This is a genomic window from Parvibaculum sp. (assembly GCF_049671045.1).
In the GTDB taxonomy this organism is placed as follows: Bacteria; Pseudomonadota; Alphaproteobacteria; order Parvibaculales; family Parvibaculaceae; genus Parvibaculum.
Map to the genome: position 1 here is coordinate 38,068 of NZ_JBATUH010000025.1, position 16,806 is coordinate 54,873.

Below are 16,806 nucleotides of genomic sequence, written 5' to 3' on the forward strand. Positions count from 1 at the left end.
TCCTCATGCACCCTGACGAAACCCTGATCCGTCTGGCCGATGAAGCGGGCATAGAGCCGCGCTATTGGGATATTCAGGGGCGCTTGCACGAGGCAACATCCGAGACGCTGCGCGCGCTGCTCGAAGCGCTGGGAATTCCGGCGCAGACCAATGCGGAAGCGGCGGCGAGCCTGTCCCGCCTGATCGCGGAACCGTGGCGAAGCGTGCTCGCTCCGGTGATCGTCGCGCGCGAACATGGCGAGATCGACGTGCCGTTCAGATTGCCGGCCGCGGAAACCGCCAGAACGATCAGGTGGCGCATAAGACTCGAAACGGGCGAGATCGAAGTGGGGGAAGCGGCCCTCGCCGACATGCCGGTCGAGGAAACCGGAACGGTGGATGGTGCGCCGATCAACCTGCGCCGCTTGCGGCTTCCGCCGCTCCCGCCCGGCTATCACGAGTTTCATATGGAGGCATCGGGTGAGGCCGCAACCACGCTCATCGTTGCGCCATTGCGCTGCCATTTACCGGCAAAGTTCGCGTCGGCGCGGTGCTGGGGCCTTACTACGCAGCTCTATTCTCTCAATACGCAGGCGAACTGGGGCATGGGAGATTTTGGCGACATCCGTATGCTGATCGAAAATACTGCACCTCTCGGCGTCGATGCAATCGGTCTCAATCCATTGCACGCGCTCTTTCTCGACACGCCGGAGCAAGCAAGTCCTTATTCGCCGAACAGTCGCCTTTTCCGCAATCCGCTTTATCTCGACCCAAGCTCCATGCCGGATTTTTCGGAATCGAGCGAGGCACGCGCGCTCTTCGACATGCCGGACATGATACGCGCGCTCTCGATTGCGCGCGACGGGCCGCTCGTCAACTACAAGGCGGTAGCCGCTCTCAAGCTCGCGCTGCTTCAGCTCATGCGCCGAAGTTTCGAGGAAAAGCACCTGTCCGAAGAAAACGGGCGGGGGCAGGAATATCGAAATTATGTCGAGCGAGCGGAGGAAGCGCTCGAGCGCTTCGCGACCTATCAGGCCCTGGCCGAACATCTGGGTACGCATGACTGGCGGCAATGGCCCGATGGCTATAGAGATTGCGCCTCGCGCGAGGTGCGCGTCTTTCAGGAGGCTCAGTCGGGACGAATTTCCTTCTTCAAATATCTTCAATGGCTCTGCGAAGAGGCATTTTCCGGGGCGGCGAAACTCGCGCGCGCGCGCGGCATGGCGGTCGGCCTATGCAACGATCTCGCCATCAGCGTCGATGCTTCCAGCGCCGATCACTGGGCCAATCGCGATCTCTTTGCCGGTCAGGCTCGCGTCGGCGCGCCGCCCGATCCGTTTAACGAGCTTGGGCAGGAATGGGGCGTCGTTCCACTCATTCCGCATCGGCTCAAGGCCACCGGCTATGCCCATTTCATAGCGCTTCTGCGCGCCAACATGCGGCATGCGGGCGCCTTGCGCATCGACCACATCATGGGCTGGCAACGGCTGTTCATGATCCCGGCCGGAGCTTCGCCCGCGGATGGCGCCTATGTGAGATTTCCGCTGGACGAGCTGATGGCGATCGCCGCTCTGGAAAGCCAGCGCAACGAGTGCCTCATCATTGGCGAGGATCTCGGCACCGTTCCCGCGGGCTTTCGCGAGCGCATGTCTGGCGCCAACATGCTTTCATGCCGCGTTCTCTATTTTGAGCGCGGCCATGACCGCTTTCACCAGCCCGAGGAATATCCCGCGCTCGCATCCGTCTCCGCCTCGACACATGACCTGGCGACATTGCACGGCTTCTGGACCGGCGACGACATAGCGGCAAAGGCGCAGCTCGGAGCGCTGGCGACGGCGGAGGAAGAGGCAAGGGCGCGGGCGGAGAGGGCGCATGACAAGCGGCTTCTGCTACAGGCGCTCGCGGATGAAGGCTTGCTGCCGCAGGGCGCCGACCCCTCCGACGCGGATCGCACTGCCTGGTCGCCGGAACTCGGCTCCGCGCTTCATCTCTATCTTGCGCGGACGCCGGCCTGTCTCGTCATGGTGCAGCTCGATGATCTTGCAGGCGAAGAGCATCAGGCAAATTTGCCGGGCAGCACGACCCAATATCCGAACTGGCGTCGGCGTCTTTCGCGGGACCTGTCGGAACTCCTCAATGATCCCGCCATCCGCTGTCAGATGGAAGAAATCACCGCCGAGCGCGCCCGTCGCCTGTAATTGCCGGTTGGCATCGGAGACGAATCTTGCCAATGGGTGTGCAGCGCTGTGATGACCAAATGAGCGCCAAGGTTCTGCCTTGAGCGATCCACGGTCGACGGCCTCCAAACTTTGTCTGTTGCTTCTGCCGCTTACCGGAAACCATGACGAAATTCAAACGGCTGCCGATGATTGCCTTCAGCCTGCTTGCGGCTTCCTTCCATCCTGCAATCGCCGCCGACCGCGCGGACGATATGGTAGCCACCGAAGCGGGCGGGGGCATCGTCCTGCTCGGCGGCATTGGCTATACGTGGCTCAAGGGCACCGAGCTCGTCTATTCGTCAGCGGGCAACCGGATCAGCCAACTGGACTGGGAAACGCAGGCTCCGGCACTGACCGGGACCGTGAAAGGCAGGCTGAGCGACTTCTGGACGGTTTCGGGCGCCGCAACGATCGGCTTTTCCGGCGACAGCCATATGGAAGACCGCGACTGGCTGGCGCCGTTTTCACCGAGCTTCGAATTCGACGACTGGTCGGATCTCTCGATCCATTCGGAGACGAAGCTGGATCGCTATATCGACCTCAGCGTTGCCGTCGGCCGGGATTTCGCGATCAGCGACAACGCGATGATCAATCTGCATGGTGGTCTCAAATACACCGATGTGAAATGGACCGCTTATGGCGGCTCCTTCATCTACAGCACCAACGGCTTCCGGGACGATGTCTTCAATCTCGCCAATGGCACGCGGAACATCACATTCGAACAGCGCTATCCGGGCGTCTTCCTCGGAGCTGAAACGACCGTCACCGGCGGCCGGTGGGTGTTCACGGGGCTGCTGCGCGGAGGCATGACGGTCGGCGCGACAGACACGGACCATCACTGGCTGCGTGATCTGCGCTTCGAAGACGAATACGGCGCCATTTCATTTCTGTCGCTGGGCGCGAGGGTGGATTACAGCGTACGGAGCGAGACGCACATCTTCCTTGCGGCGAATTACGACAAGTATTTTCGCAAAATCGGCAACTCCGAGTACTACGACATCAATACGGGCGAGCATCTCGGAGCCGGCAAGAAAGGCGCCGGCATGAAGTTCGAGTCTTTCACCGTCTCATCCGGCGTAAAGATCGCTTTCTGAGTGCTGCTTGCTATCGACCTGATTGGCCGTCCATGATTTCCGATGCAACGACGCGATCGGCCATCGCGGGAGAGGGCGCTCGAGGTCGCGCGAAGCGGCTTCAAAGCCGGGCTGAGGGCGAGGGGAGGTTCGGCCATCCGAGAAGAGCATCGCCCTCTATTTGCCGATCTCCATCGGCATATCGGGGTCCCGAGACCATTCCGCCATCGAACCATCATATACAGCGACCGATGGATGCCCGAGCCGTGTGAGGGCAAGGGCGTTCATCGTCGCCGAGATGCCACCACCGCAATAGCAAATCACGCGAGGCTTTTCCAACGCGCCGATGGCTGTAAAAAGCGCACGCAGTTCGGGCTCATCACGATACGTTCCATCAGCCTTGAGCAGCGACGCATAAGGCACGTTGCAGCTTCCCTTTATATGACCTTTGCGGCCATAGCTCATGGGCGACTCGCCACTATGCACGCTCGGCGACAGCGCGTTTATGGTGCACACCGCGCCGTCGTCGATCGCTGCAAGCACGGCCCGCTTGTCGGCCCATGCGCCGGGGCGGGCGGTAAGGGAGATATCCGTTGGTGGATAATGCCGCGGCGTGACCTCCACCGGTCGGCCTTCGGCTGTCCATTTTTCAAACCCACCGTCAAGAACGGCGACGTCGTCGAAACCGGAAGCTCGCAACATCCACCAGAGCCGTGTTGCCCACATGGGCGACGTTGTGGTGTAGGCGACGACGCGCGTTCCGCGTCCGATACCAGCCGCTCCGAGCGCATGCGCTAGCCGATCGATAGGAGGCATCGTAAAGGGCAGCGGCGCGGCTGCGTCGGACAACTCGCCGGCGAGATCGATGAATGCCGCACCGGGTATATGAGCGGCATCGTAGTCCGCGCGTCCGCTCTCGATTACATATGGCCCCGGCGTTGCCGGTCTTAGGTGAACGGTCGTGTCGAAAATCCGCAAGTCCGGGTCGCGAAGATGTTTCGCGAGCCAATCGGTCGATACAAGGCCTCGCCGGTCCCACTCGGTCATGATCTTCTCCATGTGTTGCAATCCAGGGCGCTCCAGCCTTGCATTGCAACTCAGTGAAGGCAATACGCAGCACCGAAGGGCCTGGCGCTTCACTTATGTCGCCGCGAGTGACTTCGTCGCTCTTTAAATATGCATATACAATGCACCTTATTTCGCTTTAGATATGAAATGTTGGCCCTGATGTTCACCCCGATCAGCATTGTATCTCCGGGCAATCAGAGGCTTGCGGAGGATCTAATCCAGCACATCCATTTCTTTTGTTCCCGCGCTAAAAGGAGGCGCTACGATCATGAGCGAATCCCTATATCCCAAGGCGACGAAGGCACTCTCAGACAAGCGTCATGAACTGGCACCGGAAGCCGAAGCGGCCTTTCGCGCGTTCAGCCAGGCCGTGTTCAAGGACGGTGCGTTGTCTCGAAAGACGAAGCAATTGATCGCTGTCGCGGTTGCCCATGTGACGCAGTGCCCATACTGCATTCAAGGCCACACCAAAGGTGCGACCAGAGAAGGCGCGACACCTCAGGAAATCATGGAGGCCATCTGGGTCGCCGCCGAGATGCGCGCGGGTGGAGCGGTGGCCCATTCCACAATCGCGCTGGCAGAGCTCGACGGAGGCTCCTCTTAAACGCGGTGGCGATGAGTTGCAGTCTCGTCATTTATCGCGACGATTCCGTCAGCCAGTTCGGACTTCCTCGACGCCGAGGCCAGCGTTGGGGATAGACTTCTAAAAATCGTAACAGCGGTTGTCCGGGTATTCGACAGTGCAGCGGAAGAAGCGCGCATAGGCCGCGCCGACGGGCCGAGATCCGGGTAGCTCTACGCGCACAGCCTTCCAGCTAGAGCCAAGAGATGAAGAGGTCGCTCAGCGCGAAAGAAGACAGGCCATGAGCAACTTCTGGACTATCAGACATTTGGCGGTGGGCCCGATCAGGTGCTTGTTTGATCCCCATCAAAGTACCGTCCAAGCTGAATGATATTCTACAAAACAAAGCATGGAGAAACCGACGCCCCGGCTCAGGAGAAGGTCATGAACAAGATGCTCATTGCTATCGTTGCTGCCGGATTGTTGTTCGGTGCCACGAGCGCACAAGCTCATTGCGACGCTGTAGACGGGCCCGTCGCGAAGGCAGCGCAGAAGGCTCTGGAGAATGGAAATGTCAATCCGGTGCTGGCTTACGCGCCGGCAACGGCCGAGACGGAAATCCGCGCGGCTTTCGACAAATCGCGCAAGGTGCGTGGTCTGGGCGGCGAGGCGAGGGCACTCGCAGACCAAGCCTTCATGGAAACGGTCATACGGCTGCACCGCGCCGGCGAAGGTGCGGCCTATACAGGGTTGAAGGCCGCCGGCGGCGACTATGGCCCCGTTATTCCGGCTGCGGAACACGCGGTAGAAAGTGGTGATCTGACCAAGCTCAAGGCCGTACTCGCCGAGCAGATCGAACACGCATTGAGTGAACGGCTAGCGCATGTACGGGAGCTTCAGAAAGCCCCGCAGGAGCCCAGGACCGCTGCTGAAGTTCCGTCCGCGCGTGAGCGCATTAGCGCTGAGCTTGGATTGATCACCTTCGCCGAGACGGTGCACCAGGCGATACAAGGAAAGGGTTCCGAGCACCATGTCGATTAGGGCGATGATATTGATCGTGCAGATTCATTTTCCATGCGAACCGACAACGAGCGGCGGCGGCCGGAATCCGGCCATAACATTTATCCGATAATATATATTATGGCAATTATTTTATCAGCTCGGACGAGGAAAAACGGCGGAATTCCGACATTTTCGTCTTCAGAGATCGAATTCCAGAACCATTCCGTCATATGCCGGCACGACATGATCCGGCAGCTCCGACATGAGCTTGCGGTAGTCGAGATCGATGTGGAGGTTCGTGAGCACGCCCTGGGACGCCGTCGAGCGCGCCAGCCATTCGAGCGCCATATCGACATGCGCATGTGTCGGATGCGGCGCATACCGCAAGGCATCGACGATCCAGCTCTCGATGCCATCGAGAATGGCGAAGCTCTCGTCGGGAATGCCGACGACATCGCTTGAGTATGCAAGCGGCCCGAAGCGGAAGCCCAGGGAACGCACCTGGCCGTGATCCTGGTCGAACGGGATCGCCTCGATGGTGCCGCCAGCGCCTTCGACACGGATGGGAGTGCCCATGTCCTCGATGCGATGCGCGTTGAGGATCGCCGGATAGCCGGAGCCTTCTTCCTGCTCGAAGCAGTAGCGAAAGCGCGATGTGAGCGTCCGGGCCGTCGCCGCATCCATCCAGACATCGACACGGCGATGCCCGTTATGCGCCACCATGCGCAGATCGTCGATGCCGTGGCACTGGTCGGCGTGGTCATGCGTGAAGAGAACGCCGTCGATCCATTGCACGCGCGCGTCGATGAGCTGCTCGCGCATGTCCGGCGACGTGTCGATGAGCACGGTCGTTCTCTGATGCGGGTCCTTGTCCCATTGCTCGATCAGCAGCGAGCAACGGCGGCGCCGGTTCTTCGGCTCCTTCGGGTCGCAGGCGCCCCAGTGTCCGCCGATGCGCGGGACACCGCCGGACGAGCCGCAGCCGAGAATGGTGGCGCGCATTTTCATGAGCCGAACACCGCCTCGCGTGGAACGCGTGAAAAGAGCCTGAGGAAATTCTCGCTCGTTGTGCGCCCGAGCGTCTCGACGTCGACCTCCTTCAGCTCCGCGACCTTGGCGGCGGTATGCACGACGAAAGACGGCTCGTTGCGCTTGCCGCGCTTCGGGATCGGCGCGAGATAAGGCGAATCCGTTTCGACCAGAAGCCGGTCGAGCGGAATGCCACGCGCCGTTTGCTGAAGCTCGGCCGCGCTCTTGAAGGTCACGATGCCCGACAGCGAGATATAGAAGCCGAGGGAAAGCGCATGTTCGGCGAGCCGGGCGCTCGATGTGAAGCAATGGAGAAGGCCGGGAAAAGCACCCTTCCCCGTTTCCTCGCCGAGAATTCGCGCCGTATCGTCGTCGGCATCGCGCGTATGCACGATGAGCGGCAGCTTCGTCTCTCGCGCCGCCGCGATATGGGCACGGAACGACCTGATCTGCGCCTCGCGCGGTGCATGCTCGTAGAAATAGTCGAGGCCCGTCTCGCCGATGCCGACCACCTTTGGGTGCCTGGCAAGCTCGACAAGCCGTGCCGTATCGACCTCGGGCTCGCTTGCTGCCTCATGCGGATGAATGCCGACCGAGCAATAGACATTGGCAAATCTCTCGGCAATCGCGCGTATCCGGTCGAATTCCGACACTTTGGTCGAAATCGTTACCATGAGCCGCACGCCGGCCTGCTCGGCGCGCTCGACCACCTGATCGACTTCCGAGGAAAAATCCGGGAAGTCGAGATGGCAATGGCTATCGACAAGAATGGCCATTCGTCAGCCTTCTGACGGTTCGTCCACCAGGCGCGGGAAAACTCCCAGCGGCGCGGGCAGCGGAACTCCGGCTTTCAGGGGATGCGCCTCGATATGCTCGAATTGCCGATGGTCTTCCGGCACTGACAGAAGATCGAGAAGCCGCGCCGTCGAAGCGGGCATGACGGGCTGCAGCAGCAGCGCGGCGTGCCGCACCGTCTCTATGGTCACATAGAGAACGGTCGCCATGCGCGCGGGATCAGTCTTGCGCAGCGCCCAGGGCTCCTGCGAGGCAAAATACCGGTTCGCCGCGCTCACCACCTCGAACACGGAAGCGAGATAGGCGTGAATTTCGAGCCGCTCCATCTGCTCGCGCGTCGTTGCGAGCAATCCGACCGCCGCGTTCAGCAGCGCCATGTCCTCGTCGCTCAGCGCGCCCCGCGCGGGCACCTTGCCGTCGCAATTCTTCGCGATCATGGAGAGCGAGCGCTGCGCGAGATTGCCGAGATCGTTGGCGAGATCCGCATTGACGCGGTTCACGACCGTCTCGTGGCTGTAGCTTCCGTCCTGGCCGTAAGGCACCTCGCGGCAGAAGAAATAGCGGATCTGATCGACGCCATAAGCGTCGGTGAGCGTGAACGGGTCGATCACATTGCCAACCGACTTCGACATCTTCTCGCCGCGGTTATAGAGGAACCCGTGGCCGAAAACGCGCCTCGGCAGCGCGACGCCCGCCGACAGCAGCATCGCAGGCCAGATCACCGCGTGAAAGCGCACGATGTCCTTGCCGATGATGTGCACATCCGCCGGCCAGTAGCGCTTGAAGAGCTTGTTGTCCGTATCCGGATAACCTAGGCCGGTGATGTAGTTCGTCAGCGCGTCGACCCACACATACATCACATGATCGGGATCGCCGGGCACTTCGATGCCCCAATCGAGCTTCGAGCGCGCGCGCGAAATCGAAAGGTCCTTGAGGCCGCGCTTGACGAAGGCGACCACCTCGTTGCGCCGCGAGGCCGGCTGGATGAAGTCGGGATTCTTATCGTAAAGCTCGAGAAGTCTGTCCTGATAGGCCGACAAGCGGAAGAAGTAAGTCTCTTCCTCCATCCATTCGACGGGCGTGCCCGTGGGCGCGAGCTTCTGTCCGCCCTCGCCCGTTGTGAGTTCGTCCTCGCCATAGAAGGCTTCGTCGCGAACCGAATACCAGCCCGAATAGGAGCCGCGATAGACGTCGCCGCTCTCCGCCATCTTCGTCCAGATGTACTGGCAGGCCAGCGTCTGGCGATCTTCGATCGTGCGGATGAAGTCGTCATTCGACGCATTGAGCCGCTCGGCCATGGCCTTGAATTTCGGCGCCATCTCGTCGGCGAGTTCGCGGGCCGTGATGCCCTTCGCGCGCGCCGTCTGCACCATCTTCTGGCCGTGATCGTCGACGCCCGTGAGGAAGCGCACGTCATAGCCGTCGAGGCGCTTGTAGCGCGCGATGACGTCCGTCGTGATCAGCTCATAGGCGTGCCCGATATGGGGCGGCCCGTTCGGATAGGAGATGGCCGTGGTGATGTAGAAGGCCTTTGGCGCCGTCATGACGTTTCGCAAACCTGTCGAGATGAGCGCCGGTCAGGCGCCCGGCAGCTTCCGAGGATGTGAAATCCGGTTGCCGCCAAAAATGCGAGAATTCCAGAATACGGTGCAGATCATGCTCCGGTCCGTTCGCCGGCGACGCTTTCAAGCATCGAAAAAACGTTCAGGATCACGAGCTTGCGATCCGTGTTGAGCGTTTCCGCCCGGGCGACCGTCTGGCTGATCTTTTCCCACACCTCGACCCATCTATCAAGGCCGGCGCCGGCCGCGAGCCGCGCCATGGCGGCGCCCTCTCCGGCGACGAGATCGGGCCCGGCGCCCACGCCCGCGCCGCAGCGGACCAGACGCTGCAGCCAGTCGCCGAGAAGGTCGGTGAAGGTTTCGTAAGCGTCATCCGCGCCGCGCCTGCCCACCTTGTCGGCAAAGGCGTGAAGGCCCTTCACATCAAGCCTCGGCAGGGGCTTCAGAAGAGCCACAAGCTCCTTGTAGAGATCGAGGCCGCCACCCTCGGCAATGGAAAGCGCCCTGCCCGCGCTCCCCTCGGCTAGCCTGGCGATGGCCGCCCGCTCCTCCTCATTCGCCTTCACGTCATTGGCGGCCAGAACGCCGGCAATGTCCGCATCAGCGAGTGGCCTCATCGCGAGCGTGCGGCAGCGCGAGCGGATGGTCGGCAGCAGCCGTCCCGGCTGATGGCTGATGAGGATGAAGAGGCCGCGCGCCGGGGGCTCCTCCAGAATCTTGAGAAGCGCGTTCTCCGCGTTCACGTTCATGTCGTCGGCCGCATCGACGATGGCGACGCGCCAGCCATCCGCGCCCGCGCTCATGCCGAAAAAGCCCGCCGTTCGGCGCACCTCCTCGACGGTGATGACGGTCTTCAGCCGCTTGGCCTTCTCGTCATAGGGGCGGCGTATCACGAGAAGGTTCGGGTGGCTCAGCGCCGCGACCTGGCGGAAGACGGGCGAGTTCTCTGGCACCGACAGATCGCGCGCGCCAGCGGCCCGCGCGAGGTCGGGGGTTCCGTAGGCTTGAACGAAGCGCGCGATCCTGTAGGCGAGAGTCGCCTTGCCGATCCCCTTGGGGCCGGTCAGCAGCCAGGCGTGATGCATCCGCCCGCTCATGAAGGCATCGAAAACCGAGCGCTCGGCCTCCTCCTGGCCGATGATCCGCGCTGTCTCGCGCGGATGCGGAAAGGTGTCGAGCCGGTCGCTTTCGGGAAAATCGCTCATGCTCTTTGGTAGCACGGGCCGAGCCGGTCAGTCACCGGGCGCGGGCGGAAGCAGGCGCTCAGGGCTGGTCCGCCGCCTGGCTCAACTGGGCGACATAGGTCTTGAAGCGCGCGAGCGAGCCGCCATCGAGGTTCACCTGAACCATGACGTTCTGCAGCGGATCGACCTGCTTCTTGTCCACCAGCACCTCGTAATAAAGGTGGTTGCCCGTGGCGAGGCCCGATGCGCCGATATAGGCGATCACCTGGCCCTTTTTCACTCTGGAGCCGGGACGCAGGCCGGTCGCGAATTTCGACAGATGGGCATAGGCCGTTTCCACCCGGTCATTGTGCCGGACGCGGACATAGCGCCCGTAATTGCCGCGCCAGCCGAGATCCTCGATCGCGCCGTCTTCCGCCGCATAGACCGGCGTGCCCTTCGGCGCCGCGTAATCGACGCCCTTGTGGAACTTCCGCACCTTGAGAACGGGATGAATGCGCCAGCCCCAGGGGGAGGTCATCCGGGCGTTGCGCACCGGCGAGCCGAGCTCAAGCGGCATGTAGCCCCGCCCGCTTTCTTCCACGAAAGCGACCGCGCCCGTGCCGGTTTCATAGCGATAGACGCGATGCTCCTGGCCGTAGACGGAGAGCTGCGCATAGCGCATCACATGCGTGGCGGAAGACGCGGCGCCCGGCGATGTTGTCTCATAGACGACCGTGAATTTCGCGCCCCTGGAAGGCATGGCCGGGGCGTCCGGATCGTAGCTGAAGGCCGCGATCACATCGTCGGCCACGCTTGCCGGGATCTTTGCCGCAATCAGGTCCTTCCTGAAATCATGCGTCACATGGCCGTTTCGCGTCGTGACGCCAACGGCCCAATCCTTCGCGGCCGCCTGCCTGTCGCCCAGCGGATGGAACTTGCCGTCATTGCCAGCGACGACCGTCAGGTCCTTCGCCGCGCCGGTCTGGACATGCAGCGCGACGAGCTGGCGTCTCGCCGGGTCCGTGCCGCGCACCGAAAATTCGATCCGCGATCCCGCAGCCAGCTTTTCGACATCGATGAAGTCGCCAAGCGCCCTCAGCGCCCCCTCGCGCTGATCCTTCGAGATGCCTTCGCGGAGCAGCACCTTCGACAGTGTATCGCCACGCGCGAGCGTCACCGTCCGGTTGGCGACGACGCCGAGGCGGCTTGCGGATGAATTGAGAATGGCCGCGCTCACATCGCCTTCCGTATCGGAAGAGACGTCCCCGGCAGGAATGCTCAGCGTACCGAGGGTATTCGCATGCGCCAGCGGAGCGCTCGCCAGGAAGAATGCGGAGGAGCAAAGAACCGCGCCGATGACGGGCAACAGATCGCGCTTCTTCTCTCGCTCTGTCATGCGCGGACTTCCCCTGCGATGGCGGCGAGCCTCAGTGTCCCCGGCCCGCGACGAATGTGCTTCTATAGGCGAAGGTTTCCGTCGCGGTCAAACAGGAATTTACCATGTTGGATCAATGGCTAGGGCGATAACCTTGAAGTCACACTGTGCCATATTTGCTGCGCCACCTCGGCCTCGCTCCGTGTCGCGTCTATGACGGCGCAGCGCTCGGGCTCGGCCTCGGCGATGGCGAGAAATGCGTTCCGTAATGTCTCGTGAAAGCGCATGTCCATTCGCTCATAGCGATCTTCCGCGACCTCCTCCGTGGACGACTTATCCACAGGGGCGCGGCCCTTGGCGCGCGCAAGGCCGATTTCCGGCGGCAGGTCGAGAATGAGCGTCAAGGCCGGCATATCCTCGCCGATCACCATGCGCGAGAGTGAGCGGACGACCTCCCCGCCGAGCCCCTGCGCCACGCCCTGATAGGCCAATGTGGAATCGACGAAGCGGTCGGAAACGACCCATGCCCCCCGCGCGAGCGCCGGTCTGATCGTCCGGGCAAGGTGGTCTTCGCGGGCGGCGAAATGGAGCAGCGCCTCGGAAAGCGGCGTCCAGCGGCCCGGCTCCCCCGTCACCAGGAGTTGCCGAATTGCCTCAGCCCCCGCAGCGCCGCCCGGTTCGCGTGTGATGACGACCTCGTGGCCCCGTTCGGCCAGTCGGACGGCGAGCGCGCGGATCTGGGTCGACTTGCCAGCCCCCTCGCCGCCCTCGAGCGTGATGAACCGTTGCCGGCCCAATGGGATCAGCTTCCGAAGATCATGTGGCGCAGCGCATGTGCCGCGCGGCCGAACATTCCGAGCCGGTCCACATTGGCGCCCGCGAGCAGAGGGATTTCCTGCATCGGCTTGTCCGGCACCTCGACGCGCAGCGTGCCGACGCGCTGGCCGGCCGCGATCGGCGCCGGGATGGGGGCGGAATAGTTCACCGAGACCTTCATGGCCTTGCGCTGGTCCGGCGTCATGATGAGGTTGACGTCGTTGGCGGAAACGAGCGGCACCTGGCCGTAATTGCCCTGCCAGACAGGCGCGTTCTCGATCACGGCGCCCGCGGCGAAGAGCTTGTACTGCTTGAAGGCGCGGAAACCCCAGTCGAGGATACGAACGCCTTCCTCGGCGCGCGCCTTCTCGCTCGTCAGTCCGTTGATCACGAGGATGAGGCGCCGGTCGCCCCGCTTGGCGGAAACGACGAGGCCGTAGCCCGAGGCGGATGTGTGGCCGGTCTTCAGTCCGTCCACGGTCGGGTCGAGAAAGAGCGCCGGATTGCGGTTGTGCTGCGTGATGCCGTTCCAGGTGAACTCTTTCTCACTGAAGTAGTGATAGTACTCCGGGAAGTCGTAGATGATGTGCCGCGCCAGCCGGGCCAGATCATGCGCCGTCATCATCTGGTCGGGATCAGGCCATCCGGTCGAATTGGCGAAGGTCGAATTCGTCAGACCGATTTCCTTCGCCCGCTCCGTCATCGCATTCGCGAATTCGGGCTCCGAGCCCTTGAGCGCTTCGGCGACCGCGATGCAGGCATCGTTGCCGGACTGGACGATGATGCCCTGAATGAGCGTCTCCACCGGAATGCGCGAGCCGAGCTGCGCGAACATGGTCGATGAGCCCGAGGCCGCGCCGCCCGCGCGCCAGGCGTGCTCGCTGACCGGGAATTCGTCGGTGAGCTTCACCGTTCCCGCCTTCAGCGCGTCGAACAGCATCGACAGCGTCATGAGCTTGCTCATGCTTGCCGGATGCATGCGCGTGTCGCCATCCTTGTCCCAGAGCACGTCGCCCGTCGCGCCATCCATCAGCACCGCATATTGCGCGGTCGTGTCGAAGGCCATGGCTGGCCGCGACACGAGCATCGCAACGGCAAAGGCCGCGGCGACAAGTGTGAGGATGGGCTTCAATCTCGTCATGGGTGACGCTCCCTCTTCCGGTCTCAAGAATACTCGCTGGCGGCTCCGGCCGCCCTCTCACTCGACAATGATCCGCGCCCCGGCATGGCCCTTGCCGATCACGTCCTGCAAGGAGGCGTCGGCGGAAGGCACGTCGGCGAGTGGCCCGACGCGCACGCGGTAATATCTGTTGCCATCGACCATGGTCGGTGTCACCTGCACATTGCGAACGCCCTCGGCGAGCAGACGCTGATGCACGGCTTCCGCATTGGCGAAGCTGCGGAAGGCGCCGGCCTGAATGAAGATGTTCGTTCCGGCGGGCACCGCCACATGCTGAACCGTTTCCGGCAGCGGCGCCGGATTGCTGCTTGCGACCTGCGTGTCCTCGCCGATCGGCCGCATCGTTGCCTTGCTCGAGGGCGTACCCGTCGCAACCGGCGAGGACGGGAGGGGCGATGCGGAAACCGGCGCCGACTTCACGCCGGTGGGCGCGGCAAGTTCGGTCGCGGTAACGGCGCCCGCTTTGGAGGCCATCGCGACCTTCCGTTCGCTCTCATCGGTGACGGGCTTCGGCGCAATGAAGCTGTCCTGGCTCGATGCGACTTCGGTGACATTCGTTCCGGGAATGCCGGGCAAGGGCGCGCGCCCGACATACTGCACACGCACCTTGGCCGTTCCCTTGCGGTCGTAGCCCAGAAGCTCCGCCGCCTTGCGCGACAGGTCGATTTCGCGGCCGTTCACGAAAGGCCCGCGATCGTTGACGCGCACGACGAGCGAGCGGCCGTTCTCGAGATTGGTCACGCGCACGAGCACCGGCATGGGCAGCGTCGGATGCGCGGCCGTCAGCGCCTCCTGATCGAAGACCTCGCCATTCGCGGTCGACTTGCCGTGAAACTGCGGGCCATACCAGGAGCCGATGCCCGTGGCGTCGTAATTTTCATCCTCATGCGGATAATACCAGATGCCGTTGATCTGGTAGGGCTTGCCCACCTTGTAGCTGCCGCCCTGCCCGACGACCGGAGGCTGCTTGCTCGTCGTGCAGGCCGCGAGCGCCAACGGCAGAAACAGGATAGCGGCCCATGCAAACGGCGTTCGGCCCCGTGCGATTTCCGCGCGGCAAGCCATTTCGGATACTGAACCGGTCATTCGGATACCCCTTGTTCCGCGCGAACATGTCGACCCGGAAGAGGCACGGCGGATCTCCTTCCGTCCCCCGACTCACGCGCACGAACATAAGGGAAGCTTATAGTCAGCCCTTCTTTTGGCGGCAAGCAGACCGGGCGAATTTGGCGCCAACGCGCCCGGGCTTTCCTTTGCGCCGCGCCCAAGTTAACGATTGGGGACCATAACTCTTCAGCGCCGACCGGAGACAAGATGACGAGCAACGCAGAGGCGGCCTCCGCCAGCATCGCGGAACAAGGAATGTCCCTGACGGAAGGGCTGGTCAGCCTCATTCGCGGGAAGCCGGTCGCATCCTCGGATCTCGAGAGCGCCGCCCTCTTCACCCTCGATGCTGTCGCCAACATTCTCGCCGGGCGGAATTCGGCCCCCGGCAAGGTGCTGCTCGCCTGGTGGCAGGACAAGTCGCGCTCGAATGTCGAACCCGATCCCGAACAGCTCGCCTTCCTGATGGGCGGCCTCTGCCACATTCTGGAAACAGACGACCTCCACCGGGAGTCCGTCGTTCATCCGGGCTGCGTGGTCGTCCCTGCGGCCTGGGCGCTCGCAGAGCGGCGGCGTGCGGATGGCCGCGCGCTTCTGGAGGCGGTGCTTCAGGGCTTCGAGGCGACGACGCGCGTCGGCATGGCGGTCGGGCCCGCGCATTACCGGATTTGGCATAACACGGCGACCTGCGGGCCTTATGGCTCGGCGATGGCGGGAGCCGCGCTTCTCGGCCTTTCGGACGAGGCGGCCGTTCACGCGCTTGGCAATGCGGGCAGCCAGTCGGCGGGGCTCTGGCAGTTTCTCGAGACCGGCGCGATGACGAAGCACCTCCATGCGGGGCACGCCGCCGAAGCGGGCCTCAAGGCCGCGCTTCTCGCCTCGTTCGGCTTCACTGGGCCCGCCCGCATCCTCGAGGGCGAAAAGGGCTTCTTTCGCGCGGCCTGCCCCGATGCCGATCCCGCTGCGGTCCTGCGCGCGCCGGACGCGCCCTGGCAGCTCGTGCGAACCTCGATCAAGCCATGGCCGTCCTGCCGCCACACCCATCCGGCCATCGACGCGGCCGAGGAACTGCGCAGCGCCATTGCCGGCCGAGAAATCGCCGCGGTCGAGGTCGACACCTATCAGGCCGCGCTCGATGTCTGCGACCGTCCCGTCGCCACGAGCGACTATGAGGCGAAGTTCTCGCTCCAGCATGCGGTGGCCGCCGCGCTGAGCCTGTCCATTGTCGACTTCGAGGCGTTCGGCCCCGCCGCGCGCGAGACATGCGCCGCCCTCGCGCTCAAGGTCGCGATCCATGCCCGCGATCCCTATCGCGCGGCCTACCCGAAAGCCTGGGGCGCGGAAGTGCGCGTCCGGCTAAGCGATGGCAGCGAGCTTTCCGCGCGGCGCGAGAACGCCAAGGGCGATCCGGAAGCGCCTCTGTCGCGCGAGGCGATGATCGCCAAGGCGCAGATGCTCCTCGCTCATGGCGGCGTCCGCGAGCCCGGCCGCATCATTGACGGGATCATGGAGCTTCCGTCCGGCGGCGCGCTCCCCGGCCTTGATCTCGCCTGATCGCGATCAGACCCCGGCCTTCTCGACCAGCGGCTTGATGATGTCGAGATAGGCCTGCCCCGCAAATCCGGCCATGAAGGGAAGCCAGATCCACGCCGTGCGCCAGAGGAGACGCGGCTTGCGCCTGGCGGGCGTTTCCTTCACCGCCATGACGGGAGCCGCGGGCGCGGCAGGAGCGGAAGGCGCAGCCGCAAAGCCCGGCTCGGCCGGCGCCGCTGCCGCCGCTGCGGCTTCGGCCGCCAGCAGCGCCCTGCTCTCGCGGCGTTCCTGCATGAACAGGAACACCATGTAGAGGCAAAGAACGCCAAGCAGGCTCAACGGA

General features: G+C 63.3%; 15 protein-coding genes. 5 read left to right on the forward strand and 10 right to left on the reverse strand.

Annotated elements, in window-relative coordinates; genetic code table 11:
* The first annotated feature begins 5 nt into the window (after window positions 1-5).
* Together malQ and WBG82_RS03440 are read left to right on the forward strand one after the other, a co-directional pair.
* The gene (gene malQ / locus WBG82_RS03435) at window positions 6-2,177 is read left to right on the forward strand and encodes a 4-alpha-glucanotransferase (RefSeq protein ID WP_424421401.1); all 2,172 of its coding nucleotides are present in this window, start codon (window positions 6-8) and stop codon (window positions 2,175-2,177) included.
* Between the two features lie 143 nt (window positions 2,178-2,320).
* Window positions 2,321-3,292, forward strand: a complete 972-nt coding sequence (locus WBG82_RS03440) for an omptin family outer membrane protease (RefSeq protein ID WP_424421403.1) — start codon at window positions 2,321-2,323, stop codon at window positions 3,290-3,292.
* Between the two features lie 156 nt (window positions 3,293-3,448).
* Here WBG82_RS03440 and WBG82_RS03445 read toward each other — a convergent pair whose 3' ends face one another.
* Window positions 3,449-4,330 carry a sulfurtransferase gene (locus tag WBG82_RS03445; protein WP_424421406.1) on the reverse strand — a complete coding sequence of 294 codons (882 nt, stop codon included), beginning with the start codon at window positions 4,328-4,330 and terminating at the stop codon, window positions 3,449-3,451.
* A 277-nt stretch (window positions 4,331-4,607) separates the two neighbouring features.
* On the opposite strand from WBG82_RS03445, the gene WBG82_RS03450 reads away from it, so the two are divergent.
* Window positions 4,608-4,943, forward strand: a complete 336-nt coding sequence (locus WBG82_RS03450) for a carboxymuconolactone decarboxylase family protein (protein WP_424421409.1) — start codon at window positions 4,608-4,610, stop codon at window positions 4,941-4,943.
* A gap of 402 nt (window positions 4,944-5,345) precedes the next feature.
* Complete coding sequence (locus WBG82_RS03455; protein WP_424421412.1) at window positions 5,346-5,942, forward strand: DUF6448 family protein; 597 nt, start codon at window positions 5,346-5,348, stop codon at window positions 5,940-5,942.
* A 159-nt stretch (window positions 5,943-6,101) separates the two neighbouring features.
* Here WBG82_RS03455 and WBG82_RS03460 read toward each other — a convergent pair whose 3' ends face one another.
* The 8 genes from WBG82_RS03460 to WBG82_RS03495 form a co-directional block, all read right to left on the reverse strand.
* Entirely contained in the window at window positions 6,102-6,911 is an 810-nt protein-coding gene (locus WBG82_RS03460) for an MBL fold metallo-hydrolase (RefSeq protein ID WP_424421415.1), read from the reverse strand.
* Entirely contained in the window at window positions 6,908-7,702 is a 795-nt protein-coding gene (locus WBG82_RS03465; RefSeq protein WP_424421444.1) for a TatD family hydrolase, read from the reverse strand. The genes WBG82_RS03460 and WBG82_RS03465 overlap by 4 nt, the downstream gene beginning before the upstream one ends.
* Window positions 7,703-7,711: 9 nt before the next feature.
* Window positions 7,712-9,271, reverse strand: a complete 1,560-nt coding sequence (metG, locus tag WBG82_RS03470; RefSeq protein WP_424421417.1) for a methionine--tRNA ligase — start codon at window positions 9,269-9,271, stop codon at window positions 7,712-7,714.
* A gap of 110 nt (window positions 9,272-9,381) precedes the next feature.
* Window positions 9,382-10,494 (reverse strand): DNA polymerase III subunit delta', encoded by a 1,113-nt coding sequence (locus WBG82_RS03475; protein WP_424421420.1) that lies wholly within the window; start codon window positions 10,492-10,494, stop codon window positions 9,382-9,384.
* A 58-nt stretch (window positions 10,495-10,552) separates the two neighbouring features.
* The gene (locus WBG82_RS03480) at window positions 10,553-11,851 is read right to left on the reverse strand and encodes a M23 family metallopeptidase (protein WP_424421423.1); all 1,299 of its coding nucleotides are present in this window, start codon (window positions 11,849-11,851) and stop codon (window positions 10,553-10,555) included.
* Window positions 11,852-11,970: 119 nt separating this feature from the next.
* Window positions 11,971-12,627 carry a dTMP kinase gene (tmk, locus tag WBG82_RS03485; protein ID WP_424421425.1) on the reverse strand — a complete coding sequence of 219 codons (657 nt, stop codon included), beginning with the start codon at window positions 12,625-12,627 and terminating at the stop codon, window positions 11,971-11,973.
* Between the two features lie 5 nt (window positions 12,628-12,632).
* Window positions 12,633-13,787, reverse strand: coding sequence for a D-alanyl-D-alanine carboxypeptidase family protein (locus WBG82_RS03490; protein ID WP_424421427.1), 1,155 nt, complete (start codon window positions 13,785-13,787; stop codon window positions 12,633-12,635).
* Window positions 13,788-13,844: 57 nt separating this feature from the next.
* Window positions 13,845-14,912 (reverse strand): septal ring lytic transglycosylase RlpA family protein, encoded by a 1,068-nt coding sequence (locus WBG82_RS03495; RefSeq protein ID WP_424421429.1) that lies wholly within the window; start codon window positions 14,910-14,912, stop codon window positions 13,845-13,847.
* A 228-nt stretch (window positions 14,913-15,140) separates the two neighbouring features.
* On the opposite strand from WBG82_RS03495, the gene WBG82_RS03500 reads away from it, so the two are divergent.
* Window positions 15,141-16,484, forward strand: a complete 1,344-nt coding sequence (locus WBG82_RS03500) for an MmgE/PrpD family protein (RefSeq protein ID WP_424421431.1) — start codon at window positions 15,141-15,143, stop codon at window positions 16,482-16,484.
* Window positions 16,485-16,490: 6 nt separating this feature from the next.
* Here the strand turns inward: WBG82_RS03500 and WBG82_RS03505 are convergent.
* Window positions 16,491-16,806: hypothetical protein (locus tag WBG82_RS03505; protein ID WP_424421434.1), on the reverse strand; the 316-nt coding region annotated here is incomplete at its 5' end.

Excerpts from the sequence above, each read along its gene's own strand:
- malQ (WP_424421401.1), top strand. The coding sequence starts at position 6 with ATGCACCCTGACGAAACCCTGATCCGTCTGGCCGATGAAGCGGGCATA.
- metG (WP_424421417.1), bottom strand. The coding sequence starts at position 9,271 with ATGACGGCGCCAAAGGCCTTCTACATCACCACGGCCATCTCCTATCCG.
- WBG82_RS03495 (WP_424421429.1), bottom strand. The coding sequence starts at position 14,912 with ATGACCGGTTCAGTATCCGAAATGGCTTGCCGCGCGGAAATCGCACGG.
- WBG82_RS03490 (WP_424421427.1), bottom strand. The coding sequence starts at position 13,787 with ATGACGAGATTGAAGCCCATCCTCACACTTGTCGCCGCGGCCTTTGCC.
- WBG82_RS03440 (WP_424421403.1), top strand. The coding sequence starts at position 2,321 with ATGACGAAATTCAAACGGCTGCCGATGATTGCCTTCAGCCTGCTTGCG.
- WBG82_RS03480 (WP_424421423.1), bottom strand. The coding sequence starts at position 11,851 with ATGACAGAGCGAGAGAAGAAGCGCGATCTGTTGCCCGTCATCGGCGCG.
- WBG82_RS03455 (WP_424421412.1), top strand. The coding sequence starts at position 5,346 with ATGAACAAGATGCTCATTGCTATCGTTGCTGCCGGATTGTTGTTCGGT.
- WBG82_RS03460 (WP_424421415.1), bottom strand. The coding sequence starts at position 6,911 with ATGAAAATGCGCGCCACCATTCTCGGCTGCGGCTCGTCCGGCGGTGTC.
- WBG82_RS03445 (WP_424421406.1), bottom strand. The coding sequence starts at position 4,330 with ATGGAGAAGATCATGACCGAGTGGGACCGGCGAGGCCTTGTATCGACC.
- WBG82_RS03475 (WP_424421420.1), bottom strand. The coding sequence starts at position 10,494 with ATGAGCGATTTTCCCGAAAGCGACCGGCTCGACACCTTTCCGCATCCG.
- WBG82_RS03450 (WP_424421409.1), top strand. The coding sequence starts at position 4,608 with ATGAGCGAATCCCTATATCCCAAGGCGACGAAGGCACTCTCAGACAAG.
- WBG82_RS03500 (WP_424421431.1), top strand. The coding sequence starts at position 15,141 with ATGACGAGCAACGCAGAGGCGGCCTCCGCCAGCATCGCGGAACAAGGA.